This window comes from uncultured Jannaschia sp., assembly GCF_947494025.1.
Taxonomy (GTDB): domain Bacteria; phylum Pseudomonadota; class Alphaproteobacteria; order Rhodobacterales; family Rhodobacteraceae; genus Jannaschia.
Genome location: NZ_CANLTQ010000029.1, coordinates 1 through 23,702 on the forward strand (window position 1 = coordinate 1; position 23,702 = coordinate 23,702).

Annotated in this window: 21 protein-coding genes and 1 pseudogene; 10 read left to right on the top strand and 12 right to left on the bottom strand. The window is 66.4% G+C overall.

All coding sequences use genetic code 11. The annotated features are described in order from the left end of the window. Positions 1-167 precede the first annotated feature (167 nt). From Q1B08_RS18085 to virB11, 6 genes are all read left to right on the top strand, one after another. A complete protein-coding gene (locus Q1B08_RS18085; protein ID WP_299821957.1) occupies positions 168-581 on the top strand; it encodes a hypothetical protein in 414 nt (137 codons plus the stop codon). Positions 582-595: 14 nt separating this feature from the next. Beyond that, positions 596-1,750, top strand: coding sequence for a type IV secretion system protein (locus Q1B08_RS18090; protein WP_299821959.1), 1,155 nt, complete (start codon positions 596-598; stop codon positions 1,748-1,750). Positions 1,751-1,825: 75 nt separating this feature from the next. Then, positions 1,826-2,500, top strand: a complete 675-nt coding sequence (locus tag Q1B08_RS18095; RefSeq protein ID WP_299821961.1) for a type IV secretion system protein — start codon at positions 1,826-1,828, stop codon at positions 2,498-2,500. A 5-nt stretch (positions 2,501-2,505) separates the two neighbouring features. Continuing rightward, entirely contained in the window at positions 2,506-3,303 is a 798-nt protein-coding gene (locus Q1B08_RS18100; protein WP_299821963.1) for a TrbG/VirB9 family P-type conjugative transfer protein, read from the top strand. Next, on the top strand, positions 3,300-4,634 hold the full coding sequence (locus Q1B08_RS18105) for a TrbI/VirB10 family protein (RefSeq protein ID WP_299821965.1): 1,335 nt from the start codon (positions 3,300-3,302) through the stop codon (positions 4,632-4,634). The genes Q1B08_RS18100 and Q1B08_RS18105 overlap by 4 nt, the downstream gene beginning before the upstream one ends. Beyond that, complete coding sequence (gene virB11 / locus Q1B08_RS18110) at positions 4,631-5,620, top strand: P-type DNA transfer ATPase VirB11 (protein WP_299821967.1); 990 nt, start codon at positions 4,631-4,633, stop codon at positions 5,618-5,620. Before Q1B08_RS18105 ends, virB11 begins: the two co-directional genes overlap by 4 nt. Before the next feature lie 2 nt (positions 5,621-5,622). Here virB11 and virD4 read toward each other — a convergent pair whose 3' ends face one another. From virD4 to Q1B08_RS18125, 3 genes are read right to left on the bottom strand one after another with little or no spacing between them, the layout of a single operon-like run. Continuing rightward, positions 5,623-7,944, bottom strand: coding sequence for a type IV secretion system ATPase VirD4 (gene virD4, locus Q1B08_RS18115; protein WP_299821969.1), 2,322 nt, complete (start codon positions 7,942-7,944; stop codon positions 5,623-5,625). 11 nt (positions 7,945-7,955) lie between these two features. Beyond that, on the bottom strand, positions 7,956-10,190 hold the full coding sequence (locus Q1B08_RS18120) for a relaxase/mobilization nuclease domain-containing protein (RefSeq protein WP_299821971.1): 2,235 nt from the start codon (positions 10,188-10,190) through the stop codon (positions 7,956-7,958). Continuing rightward, the gene (locus Q1B08_RS18125) at positions 10,187-10,663 is read right to left on the bottom strand and encodes a DNA mobilization endonuclease VirD1/MobC family subunit (RefSeq protein ID WP_299821973.1); all 477 of its coding nucleotides are present in this window, start codon (positions 10,661-10,663) and stop codon (positions 10,187-10,189) included. Before Q1B08_RS18125 ends, Q1B08_RS18120 begins: the two co-directional genes overlap by 4 nt. Positions 10,664-11,582: 919 nt before the next feature. Here Q1B08_RS18125 and Q1B08_RS18130 point away from each other — a divergent pair. After that, positions 11,583-12,311 carry a virulence protein gene (locus Q1B08_RS18130; protein ID WP_299821975.1) on the top strand — a complete coding sequence of 243 codons (729 nt, stop codon included), beginning with the start codon at positions 11,583-11,585 and terminating at the stop codon, positions 12,309-12,311. Then, positions 12,292-13,026 (top strand): hypothetical protein, encoded by a 735-nt coding sequence (locus Q1B08_RS18135; RefSeq protein ID WP_299821977.1) that lies wholly within the window; start codon positions 12,292-12,294, stop codon positions 13,024-13,026. The genes Q1B08_RS18130 and Q1B08_RS18135 overlap by 20 nt, the downstream gene beginning before the upstream one ends. Positions 13,027-13,221: 195 nt before the next feature. Here Q1B08_RS18135 and Q1B08_RS18140 read toward each other — a convergent pair whose 3' ends face one another. The 8 genes from Q1B08_RS18140 to Q1B08_RS18175 all read right to left on the bottom strand — a co-directional run bounded on the left by Q1B08_RS18140 (position 13,222) and on the right by Q1B08_RS18175 (position 19,764). Continuing rightward, positions 13,222-13,794: a hypothetical protein gene (locus Q1B08_RS18140; RefSeq protein ID WP_299821979.1), complete on the bottom strand. Its 573-nt coding sequence runs from the start codon at positions 13,792-13,794 to the stop codon at positions 13,222-13,224. 98 nt (positions 13,795-13,892) lie between these two features. Continuing rightward, positions 13,893-14,336 carry a hypothetical protein gene (locus Q1B08_RS18145; RefSeq protein WP_299821981.1) on the bottom strand — a complete coding sequence of 148 codons (444 nt, stop codon included), beginning with the start codon at positions 14,334-14,336 and terminating at the stop codon, positions 13,893-13,895. Further along, on the bottom strand, positions 14,333-14,716 hold the full coding sequence (locus tag Q1B08_RS18150) for a hypothetical protein (protein ID WP_299821983.1): 384 nt from the start codon (positions 14,714-14,716) through the stop codon (positions 14,333-14,335). The genes Q1B08_RS18145 and Q1B08_RS18150 overlap by 4 nt, the downstream gene beginning before the upstream one ends. After that, positions 14,716-15,006 (bottom strand): hypothetical protein, encoded by a 291-nt coding sequence (locus tag Q1B08_RS18155; RefSeq protein WP_299821985.1) that lies wholly within the window; start codon positions 15,004-15,006, stop codon positions 14,716-14,718. Before Q1B08_RS18155 ends, Q1B08_RS18150 begins: the two co-directional genes overlap by 1 nt. Positions 15,007-15,849: 843 nt before the next feature. After that, entirely contained in the window at positions 15,850-16,062 is a 213-nt protein-coding gene (locus Q1B08_RS18160) for a hypothetical protein (protein ID WP_299821987.1), read from the bottom strand. A gap of 648 nt (positions 16,063-16,710) precedes the next feature. After that, positions 16,711-17,094, bottom strand: coding sequence for a hypothetical protein (locus Q1B08_RS18165; RefSeq protein WP_299821990.1), 384 nt, complete (start codon positions 17,092-17,094; stop codon positions 16,711-16,713). Between the two features lie 493 nt (positions 17,095-17,587). Beyond that, entirely contained in the window at positions 17,588-18,478 is an 891-nt protein-coding gene (locus tag Q1B08_RS18170; protein ID WP_299821992.1) for a DUF2493 domain-containing protein, read from the bottom strand. An 848-nt stretch (positions 18,479-19,326) separates the two neighbouring features. After that, the gene (locus Q1B08_RS18175) at positions 19,327-19,764 is read right to left on the bottom strand and encodes a helix-turn-helix domain-containing protein (protein WP_299821994.1); all 438 of its coding nucleotides are present in this window, start codon (positions 19,762-19,764) and stop codon (positions 19,327-19,329) included. A 91-nt stretch (positions 19,765-19,855) separates the two neighbouring features. Between Q1B08_RS18175 and Q1B08_RS18180 the strand changes: the two are divergent. Both Q1B08_RS18180 and Q1B08_RS18185 read left to right on the top strand, forming a co-directional pair. Next, positions 19,856-22,078, top strand: a pseudogene (locus tag Q1B08_RS18180) (heavy metal translocating P-type ATPase). 4 nt (positions 22,079-22,082) lie between these two features. Next, positions 22,083-22,631: an isoprenylcysteine carboxylmethyltransferase family protein gene (locus tag Q1B08_RS18185; RefSeq protein ID WP_299821996.1), complete on the top strand. Its 549-nt coding sequence runs from the start codon at positions 22,083-22,085 to the stop codon at positions 22,629-22,631. Between the two features lie 283 nt (positions 22,632-22,914). On the opposite strand, the gene Q1B08_RS18190 is transcribed toward Q1B08_RS18185, so the two are convergent. Then, positions 22,915-23,490 carry a HupE/UreJ family protein gene (locus Q1B08_RS18190; protein ID WP_299821998.1) on the bottom strand — a complete coding sequence of 192 codons (576 nt, stop codon included), beginning with the start codon at positions 23,488-23,490 and terminating at the stop codon, positions 22,915-22,917. Positions 23,491-23,702 lie beyond the last annotated feature (212 nt).

Consider the following 23,702-nt stretch of genomic DNA (forward strand, 5'->3'; position numbering starts at 1 on the left):
AAGGCGTCGGTGGATTACAACACCCGGATGCTGGGCGAGATCGCCGTGCTGCTGAACGAGAGCCTGCGGCTCCAGGCGGCGCAGGCCAACGCGACGGGTACGGACGCCCTCCTGGCTGCGCGCGAACAGGCGGCGTCCCGAACCTTCATGCGCGTAGGAGATGACGGATGACAATGAACTCGATCTTGGCGGCTGCGACCGCGGCGCTGATCCTTGCTGCGCCGATGGCGCACGCTACGGGCGGCTCGTGGATTTGCGAGAACCAGATGGACATGGATCACGAGGAGGCCCGTGCGATCTCGGGGTCCAACAACGCACTCTTCAATATCTTGATGAAGTACCGCGAACGCTGGGACATCGCGCATCGTCAGGCGCAATGCGAAGCATACGCAGAAGGACGTCCCTACGACATTTCCTGCCTCAATGATCGACGGGACTGGGACGAGATCAAAGCGATGGTGCCCGAGGAATACTTCGGCATGTCTAGCGAGTCTCTGACGCCGCACTTCCAGGCAATCGAAACCTTCGACGAGATGCGCGCAGTCAATGCCTACTGCCGCGATGTTGGCGCAATCGAGTAACGAGGGACTAGACGATGGCGACCTACGTCGAAACCACGCTGCTTATGGTGGATAATGCGATCGGCGACTATGCCCGGAACAGTTTCGCCGCGTTCGCCGGTCCGATCGCGACCGTGTGTCAAGCGATGGGTCTAGTCGGCTTGGCCTTCATCGCCCTCAATGCGCTGACGGCATGGGTGCCGATCCGCGCGAGCGAGTACCTGAAATGGGGCATCCGCTACATCGTCATCACCGCCGTCGCGACGAGCTGGGCGCAGTTCGCGCCGATCTACGACATCGTCACCAATGTCCCTGGTGAACTCGGTGCCAAATTGATGGGGGTTGTCGATGCGCCCAACCTGAATACGGCGTTCGACGAGATAATTTCAACGATGTTTAACTTTTCCGACAAGCTGTCGGAAAACGCGAGCCTTCCGTTCGGCATCAGCTTTGCTGCGATCATCGTCTGGGTCATCGGTTCGGTCATGGCGGCGGCGGCGATCATCGTGATCTCGCTGGGCAAGATCGGGCTCGGCATGGCGATCGCATTGGCCCCAATCTTCATTCCGGCGCTGATGTTCCGTGCCACGTCCAACCTGTTCGAGAGCTGGGTCCGCTTTACGCTCGGCTTCGCGCTGATCCCGCTAGTCATGGCCGGCGTCGTCGGAGCGATCGTCGGGATCAATCAAAGTCTCATTGCTGAAGCGGATGCGGCAATCACACTCGAAGATGCCGGAGGCTTTATCATTGTGGGGGTCGGCGCGATCTTCATGACCGCAATGGTGCCGACGTTGGTCAACGGCCTCTCGGGCACGATCACCGCGACCGCCAACGGCGTGGCGATGGCACTAGGCGGCGCAACGGGTGCAATCGGTGCCTCGGCGGTCGTCGGCAAGGTTGGCGGCAAGGTTACGAAAGCCAGCTTGCAGGAGGGCGGACGCGTCATCGGCGCCCAGGTCGAGGGACACCGGGCCGGGGTCGCCGCAAACTCGGGCAGCAACTACTGGGAAGGCCGGCAGATCGAGATGACGCGCCAGAAAGAGATGCGCAACAAGTACGCCGATCTCAATGCGAGGCACGCCGCCGCGCGGGGGGACCATGCGAGCGGTTTCGACCGCCTCCGCGCAGCCAATGCCGGCCAGCGGTTCGAGAACCGAAAATCCCGCAGGGACGACAAGACAGACGACTGACGCACGGGCCTGCCAGCCCGCACCGTCTGAACACATCGCGCGTCTCGCGACGCGGCCCGGAAGGAATCTGCCCCGATGGCGAAGAGAACCCCTGAACAGACCGCCGAAGCCTTCGAGAACGAGGTCTTCTTCTCGCTGCGCCGGCAGCGCAACCTCGGCTGGCTCGTGGGCGCGCTCGGCATGGGGATCGGGCTGGCCGCGGTCACGACGCTGGCGATGACGATGCCGCTCAAGGAGACCCGGCCCTATGTCGTGATGGTGGATCGCACCACCGGCGAGTCCGAGCAGGTCGTCTCGGTTCGCCCGACCTCGCTCGACGACCAGCGCGCCGTCCTCGAGGCCGAGCTCGTGCGCTACGTCACCAACCGCGAGACCTACGATCCGAACGACAACCCCGAGCGCATTCCGCTCATCGACGCGATGTCGCAGGGACAGGCGCAGACGTCACTACGGGCGATCTGGAACAGCGGCGCCGAGCAATACCCGCCGACGCTCTATGGCGGCGAGACCGTCATCACCACGCGGGTTCGGTCGGTGTCGATCCTCGATAAGGACACCGCGCAGGTCCGCTTCGTACGTCGGCTGGAGCGGGAGGGGATCGCGCCCGTCGAGCGCGATTTCGTGGCCGTCGTCGGCTACGCCTTCAATCCCCGCACGGAACGCACGCTCGATCAGGTCTGGCGCAACCCGCTGGGCTTCACCGTGACCGGCTACCGCATCGACGCCGAAACCCTCGATCCGAGAGGCTGACCCTGATGAAACACGCCCTCCCCTTCCTGGCGCTTCTCGCCGTCGCCAGTCCGGTCCTCGCCGAGACGCAGCCGCGCCCCTACCCGCAGGACAGCCGTATCCGTTGGTTCAGCTACGACGAGCACGAGGTCTACCGGCTCGACACCTACATGCGATTCATCACCTCGATCGAGTTCGAGCCCGGCGAGAACATCGAATCCGTGCAGGTGGGCGACAGCGAGAGCTGGCAGATCGTGCGCCTCGACCGCGGCGACATCCTGTCGGTGAAGCCGCTGATCGAGGGGGCCTACACCAACATGACGGTCTACACGAACCAGCGCCCCTACACGTTCGAGCTGCGGGCGCGCTCGGGCCAGGTCGGCGCGCCCAACCTGAGCTACCGCGTCAGCTTCCGTTACCCCGGGGTCGAGGCGCAGGCCCGCCGCGCGGCGATCGAGCGGGCCGAGCGGCCGAAAGACTTCAACTACTATGCCGCCGGGGATGCGTCCGACCTTAAGCCCGTCCAGGTCTACGACGACGGGCGCCGGACGATCTTCGTTTTTCCCGAGAACGCCCGGCGGCCCGGCATCTTCCTCGTCGGGCCGGACGGCCGCGAGAGCATCGTCAATGTCCGCCACGCCGAGAACGCCTCGGTCGTCGACCGTGTGTCGGACCGCTGGACGATCCGCATCGGCGACGAGGAGATCTGCGTGGCGCATGGCGACGTGATCCGCTCGGTGCCGGGCGGGCGCCGCGCCCCGCAGCTCGGCCAGGGCTACGCCGTCTACGACCCGGAAATCCGCGGCGCCGTGGTGACGAAATGAGTGACGACGCGACGAACGTCGAGAACACCCGCGCATTGAACCGGCGCGATGCGGCGATCTCCGGTGGCTCCGGGGGACAGGGCGTGCGAACGCTCTCGATCGTCCTGTTCCTCGGGATGGTCGGCGTCGGGGCGTACTTCATCTTCTCCCCGAAGTACGTGGAGACCACCGCGCCCGACACGTCGCAGACGCAAGCGATGCAGGGGCGCGAGCCGTCTGCCGGCGTGGACACGACGATGCCGGTGCAGCCAGCCGTCCAGACGGAGGAAACCGCCGTCGAGACACGGATGCAGCCGGCCGTCGCCGTCCCCCCGGCCGATACCGGCAACGACGCCGACCGCCAGCGGATCGCGGACCTCGAACGCCAGCTCGAGGAGTTGCGCCAGTCGCAGACCGGCGGCGATCCCGAATTGCAGCAAGCCCTGGCGGACATGCAATCGAAGCACGAACGCGAGCGGCAGGATGCTGAAGCGCGCTACCAAGCACTTTTGACGCGAATGACGCAGTTGACGCAAGTGACGCAGAATACCGGCAGCGGCATGAGCGAGGAGGAGCGCGAGGCGCGGCGGCGGCTCGAGGAGGAACGCCAGCGCCGCGCGGCGATCGCCGAGGCCCAGATCATGTCGAACGGCATCGTCCTCGATGCGGCCGGCGCCAGGACCGGCGGCAGACAGGGTGGCACAGCCGTCGGCGACGGCTCCGGCCGCACCCTGACCTCGAACGAGCAGTTCGTCCAGGACGCCAGTACGCGGAGCTACGACACCGTGCGCGCCACGCGCATCGCCAACCCCGGCCGGACCGTGGTGCAGGGCACCACGCTGAACGCCCTGCTAGAGACCGCGATCTCGACCGAATTGCCCGGCGCGATCCGCGCCGTCGTGACCGACGACGTGATGAGCTACGACGGCATGAACGTCCTGATCCCGCGCGGCTCGCGCCTGATCGGCTCCTACAACTCGGATGTCTCGGTCATCCAGGACCGGGTGCAGATCGCCTGGAACCGGGCGGTGACGCCCGAGGGCGTCAGCGTCGAGCTGGGTGGCTACGGCGCCGACGCGCTCGGCATGTCGGGACAGGCCGGCACGGTGGACAGCCGGTTCCGCCAGCGGTTCGGCTCGGCCGCGCTGATCTCGCTGATCGGCGCCGGGCCGGATGTGGTCATCCGCGACGACACGCGGGGCGACGCGGCGGACGCGATGCAGGACGTGGGCGACGATCTCGCCAACGCCACGCAGGGCGTGATGGGCGCTTACCTGAACGCCGGACCGGTCATCTACATCGACCAGGGCGTCGACATGACGGTCTTCGTCAATAGAGACCTGGTGTTTTGAACCAGCCTCCGAGCCCCGCCAGCTACGCCGAGCAGGGCCTTCTGCCGCTGCGCGATCTCCTCGTCTCCGAAGACGTCAACGAGGTCGTCATCAACCCCGACCGCAGCGTCTGGGTCGAGTACACGCAGCGTGGCCACATGGAGCGATGGGACGGAACGATCCCACCCGATCGCTTGTCGGCGCTCGGCGCCCATCTCGCCGGCGAGGCCAAGACCCAGCTTGGCCGCCACCACCCCATCGTCTCCGGCCGCGTCCATGTCTTCGGCCAGTCCATGCGCGTGCAGGTCATCGTGCCCCCCGCGATCGAGACCGGCGTGTCGGTGTCGATCCGCAAGTACGTCTCCCGCATCCTCGAACTGCACGAAGTGGGCTTCCTCATGGGGGCCGAGGTCGATGTCGAGGCACAGCGGCGCAACCGGCTGGAGACGTTGCGCGCGCTGGCCGAGGCCGGCGATCTCGCGAACCTCATGCACCGGGCCGTCACCGAGAAGCTCAACATCCTCGTCTCGGGCGGCACGTCCTCGGGCAAGACCACCCTTGCCCGCGCAATCATGTCGATGGCCGACCGGGGCGAGCGCATGGTCACGATCGAGGACGCGCCCGAGCTGCATCTGCCGCATCCGAACACCGTTGGTCTCGTTGCCGACCGGCGGACGGACTCGGAACGCTCCCCGGCCCGGCTTCTCGAAAGCGCGCTCCGGATGCGGCCCGACCGGCTGATCCTGGGAGAAATCCGCGGCGCGGAGGCGTTCAACTTCCTCGAGGCGATCAACACCGGGCATCCCGGCTCGATCAGTACGATCCACGCCGACAGCCCGCAGCTCGCCCTCGAACGCATGGCGATGATGGTGCTGCGTGCGGGCCTCGATCTCGGCCGGGACGACATCCTCGACTACGCCCGCGCCACCATCGACCTCGTGATACAGACAGGACGCCACGAGGGGCGTCGCGGCGTCCTGCAAGTCTTCATGCCGGCTTTGACCTAAGCCTAGTTCGTTTGATCTGCCGAACGCTTTTTGTTTAGAGCGCGCGCCAGGAGAAGGCGCGATGTCGTGTCGTCCGTTTTGTCCAGAGATTGCACCGGGCCGTCCTCTAAGGTCGGATCAGATGCATCCGTTTGCTTGAGTGCCGTAACTTCGCTGGGAACCGGGGTTTCGATGTTCTGGTCATTTTCCGATGGCGCTGTTTGGATCGTCTTGTTCTTCCCCTTGGAGTTCTTGCGGCGAGCCTTCTGCAATCTATTCGTTAAGTCGTCGGCATTCAGGCTGAGTTGCTCCATGCCTTTGATAAGCCGCTGCCGATGCGGATCGCCTTCCTTGTCCGTGTCGGGAGTGACAGTTGCCGATGGGCCAGCGTCATTGGCTGTCGATGCCGGTTCCGTGCTGTCCGGTACGGCCGCGACCTTTCCGGCTGTCTGCTTTGAGCTACTGGCTGGCAGCTTAGATGCGTTGACACCCGATATAGCAGGGGCCCGCTTCGGAGCGTTCGCCGCTTTGTCGTCCAGCTCGACCGCTTCGCCTTCAATCGTCTCGTCGTCCATCTTTTCGTCGAACTCGTCGAGATCGTCACGGTCGTCGATGAAGTCGCCGTCGAAGCGTTTGGGCGGCGTACCGTCGCTCGGACCCGGCTCCTCGGGATCGTAGGGCTCGATCTCGGGCGGTTCGGGATAGGGGCCTTTCTGGGATTCGAAGATCCGGTTCAGTTCGCGATCCTCGTAATAGGTCACGCGATGCGCCAGGATCGGCAGCATGTTCTGGACAAGAGCGACCACCTGCGTCTCGCCCAGGAGCCGGACCTGCTCCGGCCGGATCAGGCGTGCGCTCTCCGTCCGCTCCGCGTAGGAGGTCGTCAACTCGCCCCCCTTCCACGACTTGGAACGCGTCTTGCGGGTGTAGTCGCCGATGGCCTTCGAGATGTAGTCCGGCGTTTCCTCGTCGGCCGGTCCCATGAAGAGCTGCACCCCGCAGTTCGAGATGAACGTGCCGGCTCCGTCCTTGCCGTAGAGGTCGCGCAGCGAGGAGATCGTCTGGACGACAAGCATCACCCGGACGTTGTATTCGCGCAGCGTGGTGATCGCTGTCTTAAGGTTGTCCATCCGGCCCAGCGACACGAACTCGTCGAGAAGCATCAGCACGGGATACTTCTCGCCCTTCTTCTTGTCCGGCAGGCTGCGCTGGAGGATGGCGACGGTCTGCTGGAAGATCAGCCGCACGAGCGGCGCGAGCGGCTCGATGTCGTTCGGCGGGATCACGAGGAAGATCGAGGCCGGCTTCGAGCGCAGCGTGCCGAGCTTGAAGTCGCTGGCGGCCGTCGCGTCGCGGACCATCGGATCGTTCCAGAGGCCGAGGCCCGCGTCCATCAGGATCGACATGTAGGCCGACAGGTGCTTGTCGTCCCGATTGGCATACTTGTTGAAGACCGCGCGCGCCCTCGCGGACCGGACTTCCTTCGCCATCAGGGAGAGGGCCATCTTGTCCTTTCCCTCCCCCGAAAGCGCGTCGTGGACGGCCGCGATGGTCGGCGTTCCGCGCTGGACCATGAGGAGCGCCGTCGCCGCGAAGATTTCGCGCGCACCTCTAAGGAACCCTTGCGCGGTGTCGCCGTCGAGCGCGAGGAAGGAGGCCGCAAGCCGCCGCGCCTCGGTGAAGCGCCGACGTTCCGGGGTCTCCACGATGGCGTCGAGCGGGTTGAACCTGTGCGTTCGGCCGTCCGGGTCGTAGGGCGCGAACTTGAAGACCCGATCCCCCATCGCGCGCCGATGACGAGCGGTGTTCACGTAGTTCGCGCCCTTCATGTCGAGGCAGACGATCGAGCCGGGATAGGTCAGCAGGGTCCCCGTCACGATCCCGACGCCCTTGCCGACGCCCGTGGGCGCGGCGATCAGGCTGTGCGGTATCTTGACCGACGTGAGATACTTGCCCCGCTTCGAGGGCGTCGTCGTCTTGCCGAAGATCGGGCCGTTCAGCTTCTCGACGTTCGAGAGGAGCTTCGCCCGCTTCATCTCGGCCTCGGTCGCCCACCGGGCCGATCCGTGGCTCGTCAGAGCCCTCTGCATCCCCGCGATCGGAAACAGGACGGCCCCGGCCAGGGCCACGCCGCCGCCGATCATCGCGGAGGTCCGGAAGGGCTCGGTGATGGTCTGCCAGGAGACCGGAAGGAACGCGAGGATCGTCCCGAACCCGATGTTGGTCATGTCCCCGCCCCGGACCCAGGTTGCATAGCCGCCGGCCGCGAGCAGGCCGAGCAAGGACCCGATCACCAGCCCCCCCAGGGCCAGCAGCAGGATGTCCTTCGTCTTGTCGTTCGTCACGTGCCGGCCCCTCAGATGTCGTAGTCGTCGCTATCGCGGTCGCGCTCGTGGATGGCCTGCCGGGCCTCGTCCGAGAGTTTGATCCCGTGCTCGCGCTCGTAGTCCCTGATCTGGCGATCGGTGTCGGCGCGGCGGTCGGCGGCGTCCGCGCGATCCCGGCCGGTGTCGTCGCGGTTGATGTCGCGGACGTTCTGCTTGGATTCCTCCGACAGCGTGATCCCATGCTCTTTCTCGTACGCCGCGATCTCCCGGTCGATCTCTGACTGGCGCTCGACTTCGGGATGGCGGGCGGCCTCTGGCTGCCGGTCCTTCGGCACTTGACGCTCGCCCTGCGGCTGGCGCTCGGCGGCCTCTGCGGCGAGCAACTCCCGAACGCCTCGATCACCCTCTTCCCGGAATATATTCCCCAATTCCATAGCTTTGCCTTCTGATGGCACGGCTACGGTGGAGTAGTGGGTTTCCATGGCATCGCCGTCTCGGGGCATCGCGTGGTATCCAACGTGGTATCCGCGATCTGTCTTGGCGACGAAAACCTGATACTGGCCACCATAACTGTCGCTGTACCAGTCGGTCGATGTCGTGATCTCCGGTGGATTGTCCCTCGCGGTTTCAAATCGCTCCCGGTCGTCGCCCTTGATGCTCTCGCTGACGCGAATACCCTCTCGTGCAAGCTGTTCGTCGTCGCGGTCGCTATAGCCGGGTTCTTCGCGGGCTTCTGCCATCATGGCATACCGCTCCTGAACGATGTCGCGCGCCTCGCGGTAGACGTTCTGCAACTCGCTCCGCATCCGCGCGAGCGCCGCATCGCGGTCCTGGATGCTCTCCGGCCCGTCCCCGGACAGCGCGCGGGACTCGGCCCGCTCGCGCTCCTCGGCTTCCGCGAACTGCCGGGCGAGGCCCCGCGACGGAATCGCGCCGGAATACCGCTCCACGGTGGCCTCCGGGTCGAGGCCGTAATCCCGCGCCACGTCCCGCGCCACGTCGTCGGCCGCCGTCTTGACCTGCACCGCCACCGGGTCGGACGGCACGATCGCCTCGAACCATCCGCTCTCGTCGGGCTCGGCGAAGGCGCGCAGATCGCCCGGATCGCGCAGGTACGGCACGGTGTTGGCCTTCAGCTCCGCGATCTGGCGCAGGAACCGCATCCGCGTGGCGTCGTCCTCGACGTCCACCACATCGGTGTCGAGGCGCTCGAGCTTGCCCCGAACCTCCATCGTCACTTGTTCCAGCCTGTCTGCCATCTTCTGTTCTCCTTCCGGTGAGAGGTTGCCGTAATGGCGGGTCGTGATCGCCCTGCCCTCCGAAAGATGTTCGGAGATCTTGTGCAGCATCTTCGCCTGGTCGGGCAGCTCGCGCTCGATGGCGCGGGCATCGGCCGCGAACTGGCGGGCGAAGTGCAGGAGCGACGCCGCCGCGCGGATCGCCGTCTCGTGGGTATGCTCGGGCGCCTCGGCCTCCCGGTCCTCCTCCACCGCCCGCCGGTACTCGGCGTCGGGGACCGGCCGGTCGTGCAAGCCCCGCGCCAGCCGTGTCGTGGCTTCCAGCTCGATCCCCTCGCGCCCGGCGACATCGACAAGGACCTCGCGCATCCGGTCGTAGTTCACGTCGCCGCGCTGCGAGACCTTGAGCCATTCGCCGTTCTCCAGCCCGCGCCGGTAGACGACGACGTGCATGTGCGGATGCGCCCGGTCGGTGTGGAACGCCGTGTAGTAATCGTAGCTGTCGCCGCCGTGCTGGCCGGACCCGAACATCTCCTCGGCCCAGGCCCGCCCCGCGCGCTCCGCCGCGGAATGCGGCGCGTCCTGCGGGAAGCTGACGATGAAATGCGACGTGCGCTCGGCCCGGTCGGCGCCCTCGGGCGGCATCCGCCATTCCCGCTCCATCCGCGCGGCTTCCTCGGCGTCGAGCGCGATCCCCATCATCGCCTCGGACCGTTGCAACGGCTCCGCCCCGTCCCGCGACAGATACGCCATCTGATCGCGCAATCCGCGTACGTCCGACGTCCCGCCGTTCCGGATCATCTTGACCACGGCCTGCGGCTTGCGTCCCGGAAGCATCCCGCCGGCAAGGCCTCGCTCCACATCCGCCCGGTGCGCCGCCCGCAGCCCGAACCGCGCCCCCTGCGCCCGCCGTGCCCGCCCCGGCTCGATGATTACCCAGTCTTCGCCCATGACCGCATCGAGCGCGGAGACCTCGGGACCGGCCCCCCTGCCCCGCTTCAGAAACATGGCGACCTCGTAGCTCATTCGTCGGCCTCGCGGCCGAGCCGTGCCAGCCCGTCCTCCCGCCGCGCGGCAAGATCGAGGATGATCTGCGTCTCGCCCTGCACCCGAGCCAGAACTTTGCCGAGCGCCGCGCGCTCTTCCATGAAGGCCCGGTAGTCCGGATCGCGGGTCCGGTTGGCTGACTTGGCGATCTGGTTGATGTTGCGCGCAACCCCCACGAGCTGCCGCGCGACGTCGCGCAACGCCTCGACCTGGGCCGGATCGGCCTCCACGAACCCGCCAATCCGACGCGCCGCGATCCGGAGCGCGCGGTTCCGCTTGATCCCGAGCTGCGCGATCTGGGCGTCGAACTCCGCCAGCTCGGCCTCTGTGAGCCGCACCGAGATCGTCTTGTCGGCCCGGACCGGGGGAGGTTCGGCGTCGGGATCGACCCAATCGCCGCCCTTCATCACGCGCTTCTTCCAGCTTGGCATCTGATCGTCGTCGATCGGCATCGGGCTCGCTCTGGGGGTCGGTTGGTCTTCGAATATCAAATGTTCTACATTCGAATATATCCTGCCAACTATTGTACCGAACTGTTACGCTTTTCCTTCCACCGGTCAAGAGTCGCCTGCAACTCGCTTCACCGAAACCTGCCAAGGGCCGGTCTAGCCAAAACCCCTTCTGAGAAGCCGTGTAAGCGCCACTGAAAGGGCTCCTCAATATCTCCTGGGGTGGTCAGCCGAGAAGCCTCGGAAGCGTCTCTGAGCTCCTTCTTCTGCGCTACGTCAGAAATCCCGTTCCGCCGAACGGACCGACCAAACCAACTTGACCGACCGAGCTGACTATACCGACTAGGGCGACCGGAGTGACCAAATTGACTAGACCGATTAAAGCGACCAGATCGACCGCTCTAACCAGATTAACTATACCGACCAGACCGACTAGCCAGACCAAATTGACCGAGCCGACTAAACCGACCTAACTGACTAGCCTAACCTAACCGATTAGACCGACTGAACTGACCAGACTGACCGTGCCGATTAGATTGACTAGAACGACTAGACCGACCGAGCTGACTAAGATGACTAGGACGACCAGGCCGACCGAGTTGACTAGACCGACCAGCTTGATCAGGTCGACCAATCTGACCAAACTAACCGAACCGACTACACCGACCAAAACGACTAGCCTGACCAAACCGATTAGACCGACTGGATTGACCAAACTGAGCGCGCCGATTAGACCGACTAGGGCGACTATATTGACCGAACCGACTAGGGCGATCAGACCGACCAAGCTAATTAAACCGATTAAAGCGGTCAGACCGACCGCGCCGACTAGACCGACCACAAAGAAAGAGAAGCGGTGCAGAGAGGGTTTGTCGGATGAACCAGACGAAGGAAACCGGAATGAATGGGCAGGAGTGAAGCTATGAAACTGGTGACGTTCTTTTCGCTGAAAGGCGGAGCGGGAAAGACGACAGGGCTGATGTCGGCCGTGTCGGGTCTTCGGATGGCAGGATACCGGACTGCGCTCTTGGAAGCGGACAAGAACGATCCCCTCAAGTTCTGGCGTGGAAACGCGATGGAGAACGGGACCTGGGATGCCGACTGCAAGATCTTCGAGGCAACGACCGGGAAGGAGATGGCGGCATCCTACGCAAGCGCGCAACGCGCAGGCTACGACATTGCCGTGTTCGATGCCGAAGGGGGGGAATCGGACGTCAATACCGACGCGATCCTCAGTTCCGACCTCATACTGGTGCCGCTGGCGCTGTCGTCGTTCGACGTGGAGTACGGCATCTCGTCATTCGAGTTCGCTAGGGAAGCTCTCGAAGCGAATGGGCGTGACGTTCCCATCGCGTTCCTGATCTGTCGGTTTCCCGCCGCCAAGAGCAAGCTGACCAAGGCCGATCTGGAGAGCTTTGAGATCCTGAAGGACTTGCCGCAAGTCTCCACACGGCTGCCCTCACGTGCCGCCTATGCGGACATGGGAACATCGGGGATGCTGCATCTCTACTACGCGGGTCTCCGGGAAGACCCTGCGCTGCGTGTCACGAGTATCTCGATCAAGACGGCCTTGGAGGAAGCCCGAAGCCTCGCGGCCGACATCACGGACGGACTGGAAATGGAGCAGCACAATGCCGATCCAAAACACTAAGGTTCCAAGCTCGGAACTTATGGCAAGGCGTCGGGCACGGCGGCTCAACAAAGGATCCGAAAATGCTGGTGACGATCCGACCACCGAACCGACCAACCCGGTGATGGCCAATTTAAGCGAAGAGGTACGTCCATCTCTCGACGACAACGAGCAAGACGCCCCGGCAAACGATGAAACAAAGGACGCATCGGTCGAACACGATAAGGCCATGCAGGCCGACGTGTCCGGAAGTGCCGACCAAGAACATGCGTCCGGCGCTGGTGCGGAAGGGAGTGGCCCCGAGAAGCAAACGGACCCGGAGCAAAGCCCGAAATCTCGGCGGGAAAAATCGGGGGCCAAGGGTCCGGCGCGACAGGACGAAGCTGGTAGTATCAAGCTGCACATGAACCTGCCTGTCATCGCACGTGGAACCAGCCCCACATTCGACGAGATTACGGAGCTCCAGGGGGAGAAGCTGGCGTTCCGGCTGGTGTTGGGAAAAGCCGTCGAACTCTATGTCGATGCTGTCATGGACGGAGCGCCCCGGGACATGACTGCGACCTATCAGGAAGGGTCCACGATGGTAGCCACGACGCGGACGATCTCGAAGTCCGCTTATGACGTGCTGACCAAAGAGTTAAACCGGACAGGACTCCTCTCTCGTTATGCAATGGGTACGCTGATAGGACGCCGCGCGCTCGCTACGTTCGTAGCGCGCGACAAGAGATTGGACTGACGGCATGCAGCACCACCGGCCCACGTTCGATCCTTGACGTCTCTCTCGGGGCTGCTTCGCCCCGAACCTCCGCTCCCGAGGTCGCTCCGGCCCGGGGTGGAAAACCGGGGGTGGGCCTCCCGCAACGCGCTTGGCCAAACGCAAAAAGCCCCGCCGGAGGCGGGGCTTTCACATGGCAGGGCAGGGGAGGGGGCGCTACGCGTCGGGCAATCGCGCCATCGCCTCGCGGACGAGGGGCCGGTCGGACGGCTTCCGGCGGCGGCTCACGGAACCCTCGTCGTCGATCATGTCGAGCCGCCCTTTCGTGCGCCGCGTCATCCTCGATCCATCGCCCGCGACGTTGATCTCCATCTCCGGCGCGATGCGGATGTAGGAGCCGTCCGCTTCCAGCCAGCTTTCGTCGTCCGCCGCGCCTTCGATCTCGCGCTTGATCGAGCCGTCCGCCTGCACCGTGATCCAGACATCGCCGACCAGGACGCGGACGCCGTAATGGTCGACCTGGAGGCCGGACCATCCGATCGCCTCGGGGTCGCGACGCAGGATGATCTTGTCGGGGTGGAGCTTGATCTGCACATCGCCCGCATCGCCGTGACCGCGCACCACAAGGACAGATTCCTTGGCATTGGGATCGTCGGTAACGCCGGCGACCCCGTTCTTCGGGCTCCAGAGCCGCGGGTCCTGCCGCCGCCGGCCATCCTTGTTGCGGTGAAAGGCGATGAGGAGCTGGACCGACTTCCACGCCGACTTGATGGGGGTGAGGGCGTTCATGGGGGCCTTTCCATCGGGTATGATCTTGTCCCGATCCTATCATGGGGGCCACGAAGGGCCAAAGAAATAAGAGGGTTGAGGCGGCTTCCCGCCCCAATTCAAGCTGCCGTGTCGACCTCGTCGCGGAAGCAATCGAGAACCTCGTCGGTGAACGGATAGACCGTGTAGATCGCCCGTTCCTGCACCACGTCGAAGTCCCGGCGGCACATCGCCACCACCCGCAGGTCGTGGTCGCGGTAGGCGCAGACGCCGCCGTTGCGGTACTGGAAGGCGCACCATTTCGGCAGGCCCTTCGGGTTCGCCACGGCCTCGAGCGTGATCTCGGCCGCGATGAGGTTCTGCACCTCGACCGACAACGCGGTGTCGCGGATCGACGGATGGCAGTCACTGTGCCGAAAGTCCGGTCCTTCCTCGTAGTCGAAGGCCATGCCCGGATGGCGCTCGGCCAGGAGCCGGGCGGTGATCTGCGCCGCCCGTTCCTTGTCGCTGTGGACGACGAAGCGCCGGGGCGTCATCGAAAGCAGAAAGACGGACCAGATCATCGTGCGTCCTCCAGTTCGCGGGCGTCTTCGGCCACGGCGGCGATCGCGCGCCCGGCGCGCAGCGTGGCCCGGCGCAGGAGCGCCCGGCCGTCCGGCTCGTCGGTGCGGATCGTCACGGCATCGACGAGCCACGCATCCGAAAGCTGCCCGGTGCAGCCAGTCGCAAGGTCACGGACCAGGGCGAGATGCCCGCCCGCGATCCGCTTGGTCGCGAACCGTCCGCGCTCGACGGCGGTGTCGTCGCGGGGCAGCCACGCCATGACCTGCACCTTGCGGCCCTGGATCAGGGCGATGGTGCCGACCGGTACGGTGCCAACGGCACGGATGCGGCCGTCGATCTCGATGCGGCGATGACGCTGGGGGTTATACTGGCGCAGCATCACGCGATCTCCTCGAAGAGAGCGGCCACGCGGGCTTCCAGTGCCCGGGTTTCGGCATCATCCTCGGTTACGTCCCGCCACGGGTATTCCGAGGCGGCGTTGATGCGCGCGCAGAGATCCTCGATCTGCGTGGAATCCAGGGAGGTGAACGCGCCGCACTCGGTGGCGATCTCCTCGATCTCCGGGGGCAGGGCAGGGGTTTGCTGCAAGAGGCGCAGTCCGGCGAGGATGGTGGCCAGCTCGTAGCGGTCGATGTCGGTCAGGGCAGAGGTGTGAAGTGGGAGGGTCATGGTCGGTGTCCTTCGTATGAGGGTTCCCGATCCTGTTCGGATCACCCCCACGCGAAGCCGCCTCTTCCTCTCTCCCTGTTTTTCCTGTCCCTCCCTGCCTGGTCCGAAGGGCCGGACCCGGAGCTGTCCACGGGCTGCGAGGCGGACGCGCCCCCAGATCGCAAAGGGAGACGAGGGGCCGGTGGGCAGGTCCGGCCGTCGCGCCCTGGCTTGGAAGGCTTCTGCGGAATGCGAGCCCGGGCGAAGCGCAGAGGGTGCCTGCGGGCCGAAGGCCCGCCTCCTTGCCCGATGCGCGCAGCGCGAGGCGAGGCTAACGGATGCTGCCAGGAGCCGCCGATGGAGGGGAGGGAGCGGTCGGGGAACGCGATCCCGACCGGAGCGCAATCGGCGGCGGAGCGACAGACCGGAGCCGTCGCGGCCGCCTCGGCTGCGGGTCCTGGGTGTGCCGCCGCGCGACTGCGCGACGGGCCGTCCGGCCCGTTCCCTGCCAGACACGCGAAGCCGAGGGCAGGGGCGACGACGGCGCCCCGGCGTGATCGGCTGAACGGGCAGATCCTGCTGTCGCACCGGGGGGCGTCACCCGAAGGGCCGAGTAGCCCGATAAGCGCACGGCGCAGGCCGTGCGTGGAGGGGCCATGACGCTTGCTCGACGGACACTCGACATCGACTGCGACGAGCTGGCCGTGATCTCGCTGAACGTGCGTAACGATGAAGGGAGAGGCGGCGGGATACGCTGCCGAGGATGTGTCTTGAACCTGACCGGCAGAGTCGAAGGCGGGTGTGCAGGCCTCGGCCGGCGTCGCCCACCAGGGCGAAGGGCGGCCCGAAGGCCGCCGCTGCGGATCACTCGTCGATCGGCGGCTCGCCGTCGCGCTGGCTCGGCTGGAAGGCGACCAGCTCGGTGACGGCGACGGGGAAGTCGAGCTTGATGGAGAGGAAGGTTTCGCCGGTGTCGCGGCGGGTGTTCTCGAAGACGGCGCCGACGCGGCGGTAGCGGCGCTCGGTGCGACCGTTCCGGGTGAACTCGTAGGGGACGTTGAGGGTGTAGGTGGTCATGTCGGGCTCCTTTCGCTTCCGATGGGGCTTGAGAGGCGGATCGAGGAGGGCCGGGTGCAACGGAAAATGCGGAGGGTCCGCGCCTAGAGGGCGTGGAAGCCGTATTTGCCGTTGGCGAGCGCAGCGACCGGACACCTGGCCCGCGATCCGCCAAGTGCGATGAGGGAGGAAGCGAAGGAGGCCGGGGTGATCGCCGCCTCTGGAAGGGCCGTCCCGCGCGGTCACGAACGGCCAGACTGTGTGCCGCCGTTTCGTGTCTCGATGCTGGCCTGAACACCCGCCGCGACACCGGGGAAACCCGGTCGATCGAGCGGTCCCGTGCGCGGTGTCACCGAGCGGATTGCCGCCACGACAGGAAACGGGGGACCGCTGAACGCCGGGATCGGCGTGGCGAGGAGGGCCGGATTCTGCTACCGTGCTGGGCGGGGATGTCTGCTGAGGCAGCATCATCAGGCCGGGCCGGACGCGCTGTCACGCGACCGGCCCGAAGTTTGTGGAGGGTCGCACCATGACGAGGAAGCCAGTCCGGACAGGCAAGGCCATCGGGACCATTCTGAAGCTGCCGCCGGATTTCCTGGCGCGGACCGTCAGGATTGACGTGAAGGGCGAGACCGCGAACCGGTCTGGCTGACGCCGCAGCCGACCCAATCAGGCACCGCCCGAAAGCGCGTCGGCCCATGCGGGCGGATGGACCAGCTCGGCGGCGATGGTGCCAGCGAGCGAGCCGGGCGAGGTGGTGCCATCGGGATCGTCGCGCAGCGACATGGCGGCGGCGATCCGCGCGGGCGGGACGCCATGCTGGAGGAGGAGCGAGACGAGGACGCAGGCGTCTTGGGTGAGGAACTCGAGGTCGGCGCCGGAGCGGAAGCCCTCGGCATAGAAGACCTCGACGGGACGGAGCGGATCGTCGGCGGCGTAGCCGACCGAGACGAGGATGCGGATGGCTACGCCGTCGGAGCGGACGTGTTCGACGCGGCGGGTCTCGGAGAGGCGTCGCGTGGGCGGGGGCGTGCGGGTCGGAAGCTGGGTCATGGCGTGATCCCTGGCATAGAGGAAGCTCGGCCGGACCGCAGCCGTCTTTTGCTCTCTTGCCGCGCCTGCGCGACGGGCCGCGAGGTCCGTTCCCTGCACGACGCACGAAGCCGAGGGCAGGGGGACGACAGCGACTTGACGAGACGACACGCTGGAGGGGAACGGCCACGCCGCCTCCGGCGTCGCTTCCCCGCTTTCCTTGCCCGGCCCGAAGGGTGGTGCCCGCCGCGACGGCTTGATGTCTCACGCGGCCCTCCGCGCCGTCGCAGGCGGGGTGGAGGGCCGCAGCCGCGTTCCGGTCGTTTCGGTGCCGCAGGCGCTCCCGCGCGGACAGCGCAGGGCCGGGGCGGGCGGGGCCGGCCGAGCCGGTTCCGCCCGCCCCGGTCAACCCGAGCCCGATCGCCGCCAAAACGACGGGGGCGACCTGGGCGGCGGTCACGTGAAAGAGCGACCCTTTCGGGCCGCCCTTGGTGGGGTTCGGGATGGGGCGCGATTACTCGCGGGCCGTTTCGGGCTTCGGGATGCGGGCCACGGGCAGCTTCTTCGCCTCGGCTTTCTCGGCAAGGTTCAGACCGATGCCGCCGCCGCCGAAGAGGATCACGCCACGGATGCGGGCGGTCAGCATTTCGTCGTTGGCGCGGAACGGGGCGGCCTTGTTGAAGGCGGACCAGTTCGGGCGGAACAGGACTTGCGGCACCTTGCGCGATTTCGCCCATGCGGCGGCGATCCGCTCCGCGCCGCGCGATCCTTTGTGGCACAACACCATGTCGGGGCACTTGTCGCGGGCCACGTCGAGCCGCTTCCAGATGATGGCGCTGTCGATCCAGTCGGCATCGCCGGCCACGGCGATGAAGGTGCCCGCGACCTTGTTGCGCTCCGCCTCGGCGCGGTCTGCGGCGTCCAGCAGCTTCTTCGCCTCGAAGACGGCGCCCGTCTCCATCGCGCGGCGCGTGGTGCGGTCGCCGGTGACGGGGGTGTAATGCTCGCCGGTCTCGTGTTCGTAGTGCTGCGCGGCGCACTCGGCCATGATCTTGAGGGCGTCGGCCTTCTCTTGCAGGATCGTGTAGAGCCGTGTCGTCTCGTCCAGCTCGGTCTCCGCGATCTCGCTGCCGTCCTGCGATGCGATCAACGCGCGGGCCTTCACCTTCTGGCTGTCGGCGGCTTGGTCCAGCGACACGGCGCGGCGCTGCAACATGGTCGCGAAGGCATGGGCGAGGGGTTCCACCTCGGAAGCAAGCCCGGTGCCTTGCAGGGTGCCGATCAGCGCCTCGAACGCCTCGCCCACGGCGCGGCCTTGCAGGTCGTCGTCGTTCGGAATGGGGAGGTCGTCGCTGCCGTTCTCGGTGAGGCCAAAGAGTTCGATCTCGTCGTAGGTCGTGAGCATCGGGGTCGTTCCTGAATGTGCGCTGGACATTTCCGGCTTTGGAGGGGAGCGCCATTCGCTTTCCCTGTCTCCTTTTTACGAATTAATTACGGCCTAAGCTAATGCTTTATTTGCGTTTTTCTCTAATTGCTTGCTTGCCTCAATTACCTAATTCCGCTTGTTTTGATCCCCGAATGAGGGAGCACACTCCGAATTGATTCATCAATTCGGAATACAAGGATAATGGCGATTCAGCGCCGCCTTATTCTTGATTACGGACAGACCCGTTGGGGGCATCGCTTGTTCGTCACCCATCGGTCGGTCGCACGGCCAGAACAGGACGGGGCGGGGGGACGGGGGCAACGGCAAATGCGGAGGGTCCGCGCCCGCAGGGCGTGGAAGCCGTATTTGTCGTTAGGGAGCGTCAGCGACCGGACCGCCGGCCCCCCGATCCGTCAGGTTCGATCAGGCCGCGACCGGCACGGGGGACGGACAGGCGGTGCCCCTGGGCGCTGGTGCGGAAGGAAGCCCGGCCGAGCGGCGTTCGTCGCGAAGCGGCGAATCCCCGAGGACGGTATCTCGGCTGGGTGCGACGGAGGGGCGTTCGGCGAAGTCCGAACCCCCGGGTCGCGATGTGAGAGTCTCGGTGTCAGGCTTCAGGCAAAACCAACCTTCCGGTCACATCGCTGACCCAGATCGCGTGTGAAAGAGGAAAGAGGCCGTTCGTGCCTTGTGCAGCGAACCACCGAAAAGAGCCCTCATCGCTCAATGCTGCAAGAAGCTCGAACGACCGCTAGCCGGCAACCCCTCTGAGCGGGCATGGCTAGTCGGACCCCCACCTCGAACCGCTGCGACTGCCACGTCCTCGGTCAGGCGAGCGGACCATTTTCGGTCCCGTGATCTCCCTGGCACAGGCCGTGATCCGCGAGGGTCTCGATCACCCGGCAATCGGCGACGGTGCCGTGATCGCATTGCGCGATCATGCGCTCCAGCTCGGTCTTGAGGGCGCGGAGCCGCGCCAGCCGTGCCTCGACGGATTTGAGCTGCGCGCGGGCGATGGTGTCGGCGGCCATGCAGGGCTGGGCGGGCCGGTCCTGGAGGCTGAGCAGGTCGCGGATGGCGTCGAGCGGAAAGCCTAGCTCTCGCGCATGACGGATGAAGACCAGCCGTTCCTGGGTGGCGCGTCCGTAGAGCCTCTGGTTGCCCTCCGACCGCTCTGCCTCGGGCAGGAGCCCCACCTGCTCGTAGTAGCGGATGGTGGGGACCTTGGTGCCGGTGGCGCGGCCGAGCTTGCCGATGCTGATCATGCGAGAACCCCCTTGAAGCTCTAGTAACTAGAGCAACTAGGTCCGGGATTCACGAGGCAAATCGGTTCGGACCCTAAGTTAGGATCACGCAATGAGCAGCACAACGACATCGACGGCGGAGTCCCCGTCCGACGCCCTGGCCTGCGAATGGACTGTGTCCGGCATGGATTGCGGATCCTGTGCTGCCAAGGTGCGGGGCGCGGTCGAGCGTCTGCCCGGCGTGAGCGGCGTCGAGGTGCTGCCCATGCGCGAACGGCTGCGCCTGACGCTCGATCCTGCTGCCACGTCGCGCGAGCGGGTCAAGGCGGTGGTGCGCGGCTTGGGCTACGGCGTGGCCGATGCGGAGGCGTCGCTACGTCCCGCCGCACCGCCCGAAAGCGCCGAGGCCGGCGACGATCACGGAAGGCTCGGGCACGTCCGCGATGACCCGGACGACCGGGACAAGGCATGGTTCCGGACGGGCTAGGGCCGCCTCGTGATCCTGACGGGCACGCTTCTGGTGCTGGCTTGGGGCGTGGAGCTGGCGACCTCACAGGACATCGGCCGCTGGGCCTTCGTCCTGGCCTGCCTCGTCGGCGTGACCCCCGTCGCGCGGCAGGCCTTTGCCGCACTTCGGGCGGGACTGCCCTTCACCATCGAGATGCTGATGACCATCGCCGCCCTGGGCGCGCTCGTCATCGGCGCTGCCGAGGAGGCGGCGCTCGTCGTGTTTCTCTTTGCCGTGGGCGAGGTGCTGGAGGGCGTCGCGGCCGACCGCGCGCGCGCCTCGATCCGCGCGCTCTCGGACCTCGTGCCGAAGTCCGCCCTGCTGGTGGAGGTTGGCGGGACCCGCGAGGTCGATGCCGCCGGCCTGCGCATCGGACAGGTCATCCTCGCCCGCCCCGGCGACCGCATCGCCGCCGACGGCGAGGTGGTCGAGGGGACCTCGGGCGTGGATCAAAGCCCGGTGACAGGTGAGAGTGTGCCCGTCACGCGGGGCCCGGGGGACGCGGTGTTCGCGGGGTCGATCAACGCCGAGGCCGCGTTGCGCATCCGCGTGACGAAGGTGGCGGAGGACAACACGATCTCGCGCATCGTCGCGCTGGTGGAGGAGGCCGAGAGCGCGCGGGCGCCGACCGAGCGCTTCATCGACCGCTTCTCGCGCTGGTACATGCCGGTGATCGTCGGCCTGTCGCTCCTCGTGGTGCTGGTGCCGCCGCTGGCGGCGGGCGGCGACTGGGCGACCTGGCTCTACCGGGGGCTGGCGCTCCTCCTGATCGGCTGCCCCTGTGCCCTGGTGATCTCCGTCCCCGCCTCCATTGCCTCCGGCCTGTCTGCGGGCGCGCGGCGCGGGCTCCTGATGAAGGGCGGTGCGGTGATCGAGGCGGCCGCGAAGGCGACCTGCGTGGCGTTCGACAAGACCGGTACGCTCACCGCCGGGCGCCCCGTGGTGACGGACGTGGTGCCGCTCGGACAGGCGACCGAGGCCGAGTTGCTGGCCGTGGCCGCGGGCGTCGAGGCGGGCTCCTCGCACCCGTTGGCCGAGGCCATCTCCGACCACGCGGAGGTGTCCGGCATCGCCGCCCTGCCGTCGAACGATGCCCGCGTCATCGTGGGCAAGGGTGTGGAGGCGATGGTCGGCGGTGCCCTCGCCTGGGTCGCCTCGCCGCGCTTTGCGACCGAGGCGGGCGCGCTCGACGACGAAGGGATGCGTGCCGCGGCGGCGATGGAGGAGGAGGGCAAGACTGTCGTGGTCGTCTATCGCGACGAGCAGGGCTTGGGGCTCATCGCCATGCGCGACGAGGCGCGCGCCGATGCGACGGACGCGCTCCACCAGCTCGAGGAACTGGGCGTGGACGGGGTTATGTTGACCGGCGACAACGCCCGCACCGCCGCCGCCATCGCCGGCAATCTCGGCATCGCCTTCGAGGCGGACCTCATGCCTGAGGACAAGGTCGCTGCAATCCGCGACATGGCCGGGGACGGCGTGATGATGATCGGCGACGGCATCAACGACGCGCCCGCCCTGGCACAGGCCTCGGTGGGCGTAGCCATGGGCTCCGGCACAGACGTGGCGCTGGAGACGGCGGATGCCGCGATCCTGCGCAACCGCGTCACCGACGTGGCCGCCATGGTGCGCCTCGCCCGCGCCACCATGGGGAACATCCACCAGAACGTGACGATCGCGCTCGGGCTCAAGGTCGTATTCCTCGTGACCACGATCTTCGGGATCACCGGCCTCTGGATCGCCATTCTGGCCGATACCGGCGCAACCGTGCTGGTGACATTGAACGCGCTGCGGCTCCTGCGGTTCGACCCCGAGCGCCAGAGCTGAGGTCATGGACGTGATCCTGACGCCCGTGGCGCTGGCGATTGCCGGGACGACGCTCGTCGCCGTCCTGTGGTCCATCGCGAGGCCCGATCGCCGCATCTGGCCGCCGCGGACCTTCGGGTCGGCGACGGCGGTCCTGGCCTGGGGCGGCACGCTGGTCTTCTTCGCGGCGGTCGTGGCCCTCGGGGTCGCGGGTTGGGGCGATGCTCGTCTGCCGGGCTGGCTGCGCTACGGCCTAGGACCGATCCTGATCGCCGCCGGCAACGCGGTCGTCTGGACCGAAGTGATCGGCTTCGGTGCGAACCAGACGATGGGTGCCGAGGGTCAGCTCAAGACGGACGGCCTCTACCGGTTCTCTCGCAATCCCCAATACGTCGGCGACATCGCGATCTTGATCGGTTGGGCTCTACTCAGTGCCTCCGTCGTAGCGCTCCCCGCAATCCTTGCCGGCATCGCCGTCTTCGTGGCTTTCCCTTTTGCGGAGGAGGGCTGGCTGGAGGAGCGGTACGGAGCTGCGTATCTGCGTTACAGGACGGAGGTCCGCCGGTTTCTGTAGCGCCGCTATCTCCTTGCGCTCCGCCAACGAGGCAATGCAGTCGTTCGTAATGTGCGAAACGAAAGCTTGCTTCGTCCCGCACTGTGGCGATCGACCAGCCGCGCAGCAAAGGCCGATGCTTCGGGCTAGCCCCGCGCTGACAGCTTCCGCCGTCTTCGAGCGAACGTCAGCGCCTCATGACTGCAGCGATCCCGCCAGCGCCGCTCCGGCAAGCTCTGCAGAACGTTGGGGGCTGTGATCTTGCCGATCGACGGATCGCCCTCGGCAAGACCGGGCGCCGGCCTTAACCGCCATAAGCAATCCAGACGCCGCAGATGGCAGTCGCCCAGCCAAGGCCCCGGATCGCTTTCCGGCTGGTGGCCACGCGGCTGACCGTGACCGCCACTGCGACGCCAAAGGCGTGCAGGAGCGCCGTGGACAACGCAAAACCGAGGCCAAACGCCAGCGCGCCTGCCGTCCCCAGCTCGCCGCCATGCGCGTGCCCGTGGAACAGGCCGAATAGTCCGACGATCCCGGCAGCCGCCGCGACCGGCAGTCGAAGCGCCAGCGCGACCGCCAAGCCCAGGGCCAGGACCGAGGCAAGGATCATCGGCTCGACGAGCGGCAGAGTAACGCCCGCGACGGCCCCGGCGAACCCGAGAACCATCGCACCGACGAAGGCGGAGGGCAGCGCACAGAGCGCGCGTCCGCCGAGCGCCGCGGCCCAGAGGCCGACCGTCACCATCGCGAGGATGTGATCGAGGCCAAAGACGGGGTGGGACAGCCCCGCTAGGAACGAGCCGTGCTCACCGGGGTCGAGATGTGCGAGGGCCGGGCTGGCGGCGAAAATGGCGATGGCGACGAGAGCAATACGTTTCATGTCGGGTCCTTGATTGGGTCCACCGGATACCTCGGCAAGAGTCGTATCCTCGAATGATGCGCTTCCACTTTGAGCACGCGACGGAGCACCGCGCAATCGCGTCGTCTCATCCGTATGATGCGTGCCAACTCATGCCGGAAAAAGCACACCCGAAGCGGGCAGCCGGCAGGTTTCTCCGGAAGCCCGCTCCGTCCCGCGGTCCAGCCGCTCAT

Excerpts from the sequence above, each read along its gene's own strand:
- Q1B08_RS18100 (WP_299821963.1), top strand. The coding sequence starts at position 2,506 with ATGAAACACGCCCTCCCCTTCCTGGCGCTTCTCGCCGTCGCCAGTCCG.
- Q1B08_RS18160 (WP_299821987.1), bottom strand. The coding sequence starts at position 16,062 with ATGACCACCTACACCCTCAACGTCCCCTACGAGTTCACCCGGAACGGT.
- Q1B08_RS18175 (WP_299821994.1), bottom strand. The coding sequence starts at position 19,764 with ATGATCAGCATCGGCAAGCTCGGCCGCGCCACCGGCACCAAGGTCCCC.
- Q1B08_RS18125 (WP_299821973.1), bottom strand. The coding sequence starts at position 10,663 with ATGCCGATCGACGACGATCAGATGCCAAGCTGGAAGAAGCGCGTGATG.
- Q1B08_RS18190 (WP_299821998.1), bottom strand. The coding sequence starts at position 23,490 with ATGAAACGTATTGCTCTCGTCGCCATCGCCATTTTCGCCGCCAGCCCG.
- Q1B08_RS18170 (WP_299821992.1), bottom strand. The coding sequence starts at position 18,478 with ATGCTCACGACCTACGACGAGATCGAACTCTTTGGCCTCACCGAGAAC.
- Q1B08_RS18105 (WP_299821965.1), top strand. The coding sequence starts at position 3,300 with ATGAGTGACGACGCGACGAACGTCGAGAACACCCGCGCATTGAACCGG.
- Q1B08_RS18130 (WP_299821975.1), top strand. The coding sequence starts at position 11,583 with ATGAAACTGGTGACGTTCTTTTCGCTGAAAGGCGGAGCGGGAAAGACG.
- Q1B08_RS18165 (WP_299821990.1), bottom strand. The coding sequence starts at position 17,094 with ATGACCCAGCTTCCGACCCGCACGCCCCCGCCCACGCGACGCCTCTCC.
- Q1B08_RS18140 (WP_299821979.1), bottom strand. The coding sequence starts at position 13,794 with ATGAACGCCCTCACCCCCATCAAGTCGGCGTGGAAGTCGGTCCAGCTC.
- Q1B08_RS18120 (WP_299821971.1), bottom strand. The coding sequence starts at position 10,190 with ATGAGCTACGAGGTCGCCATGTTTCTGAAGCGGGGCAGGGGGGCCGGT.
- Q1B08_RS18150 (WP_299821983.1), bottom strand. The coding sequence starts at position 14,716 with ATGCTGCGCCAGTATAACCCCCAGCGTCATCGCCGCATCGAGATCGAC.
- Q1B08_RS18135 (WP_299821977.1), top strand. The coding sequence starts at position 12,292 with ATGCCGATCCAAAACACTAAGGTTCCAAGCTCGGAACTTATGGCAAGG.
- Q1B08_RS18145 (WP_299821981.1), bottom strand. The coding sequence starts at position 14,336 with ATGATCTGGTCCGTCTTTCTGCTTTCGATGACGCCCCGGCGCTTCGTC.
- Q1B08_RS18185 (WP_299821996.1), top strand. The coding sequence starts at position 22,083 with ATGGACGTGATCCTGACGCCCGTGGCGCTGGCGATTGCCGGGACGACG.
- Q1B08_RS18155 (WP_299821985.1), bottom strand. The coding sequence starts at position 15,006 with ATGACCCTCCCACTTCACACCTCTGCCCTGACCGACATCGACCGCTAC.
- Q1B08_RS18085 (WP_299821957.1), top strand. The coding sequence starts at position 168 with ATGACAATGAACTCGATCTTGGCGGCTGCGACCGCGGCGCTGATCCTT.
- Q1B08_RS18095 (WP_299821961.1), top strand. The coding sequence starts at position 1,826 with ATGGCGAAGAGAACCCCTGAACAGACCGCCGAAGCCTTCGAGAACGAG.
- Q1B08_RS18090 (WP_299821959.1), top strand. The coding sequence starts at position 596 with ATGGCGACCTACGTCGAAACCACGCTGCTTATGGTGGATAATGCGATC.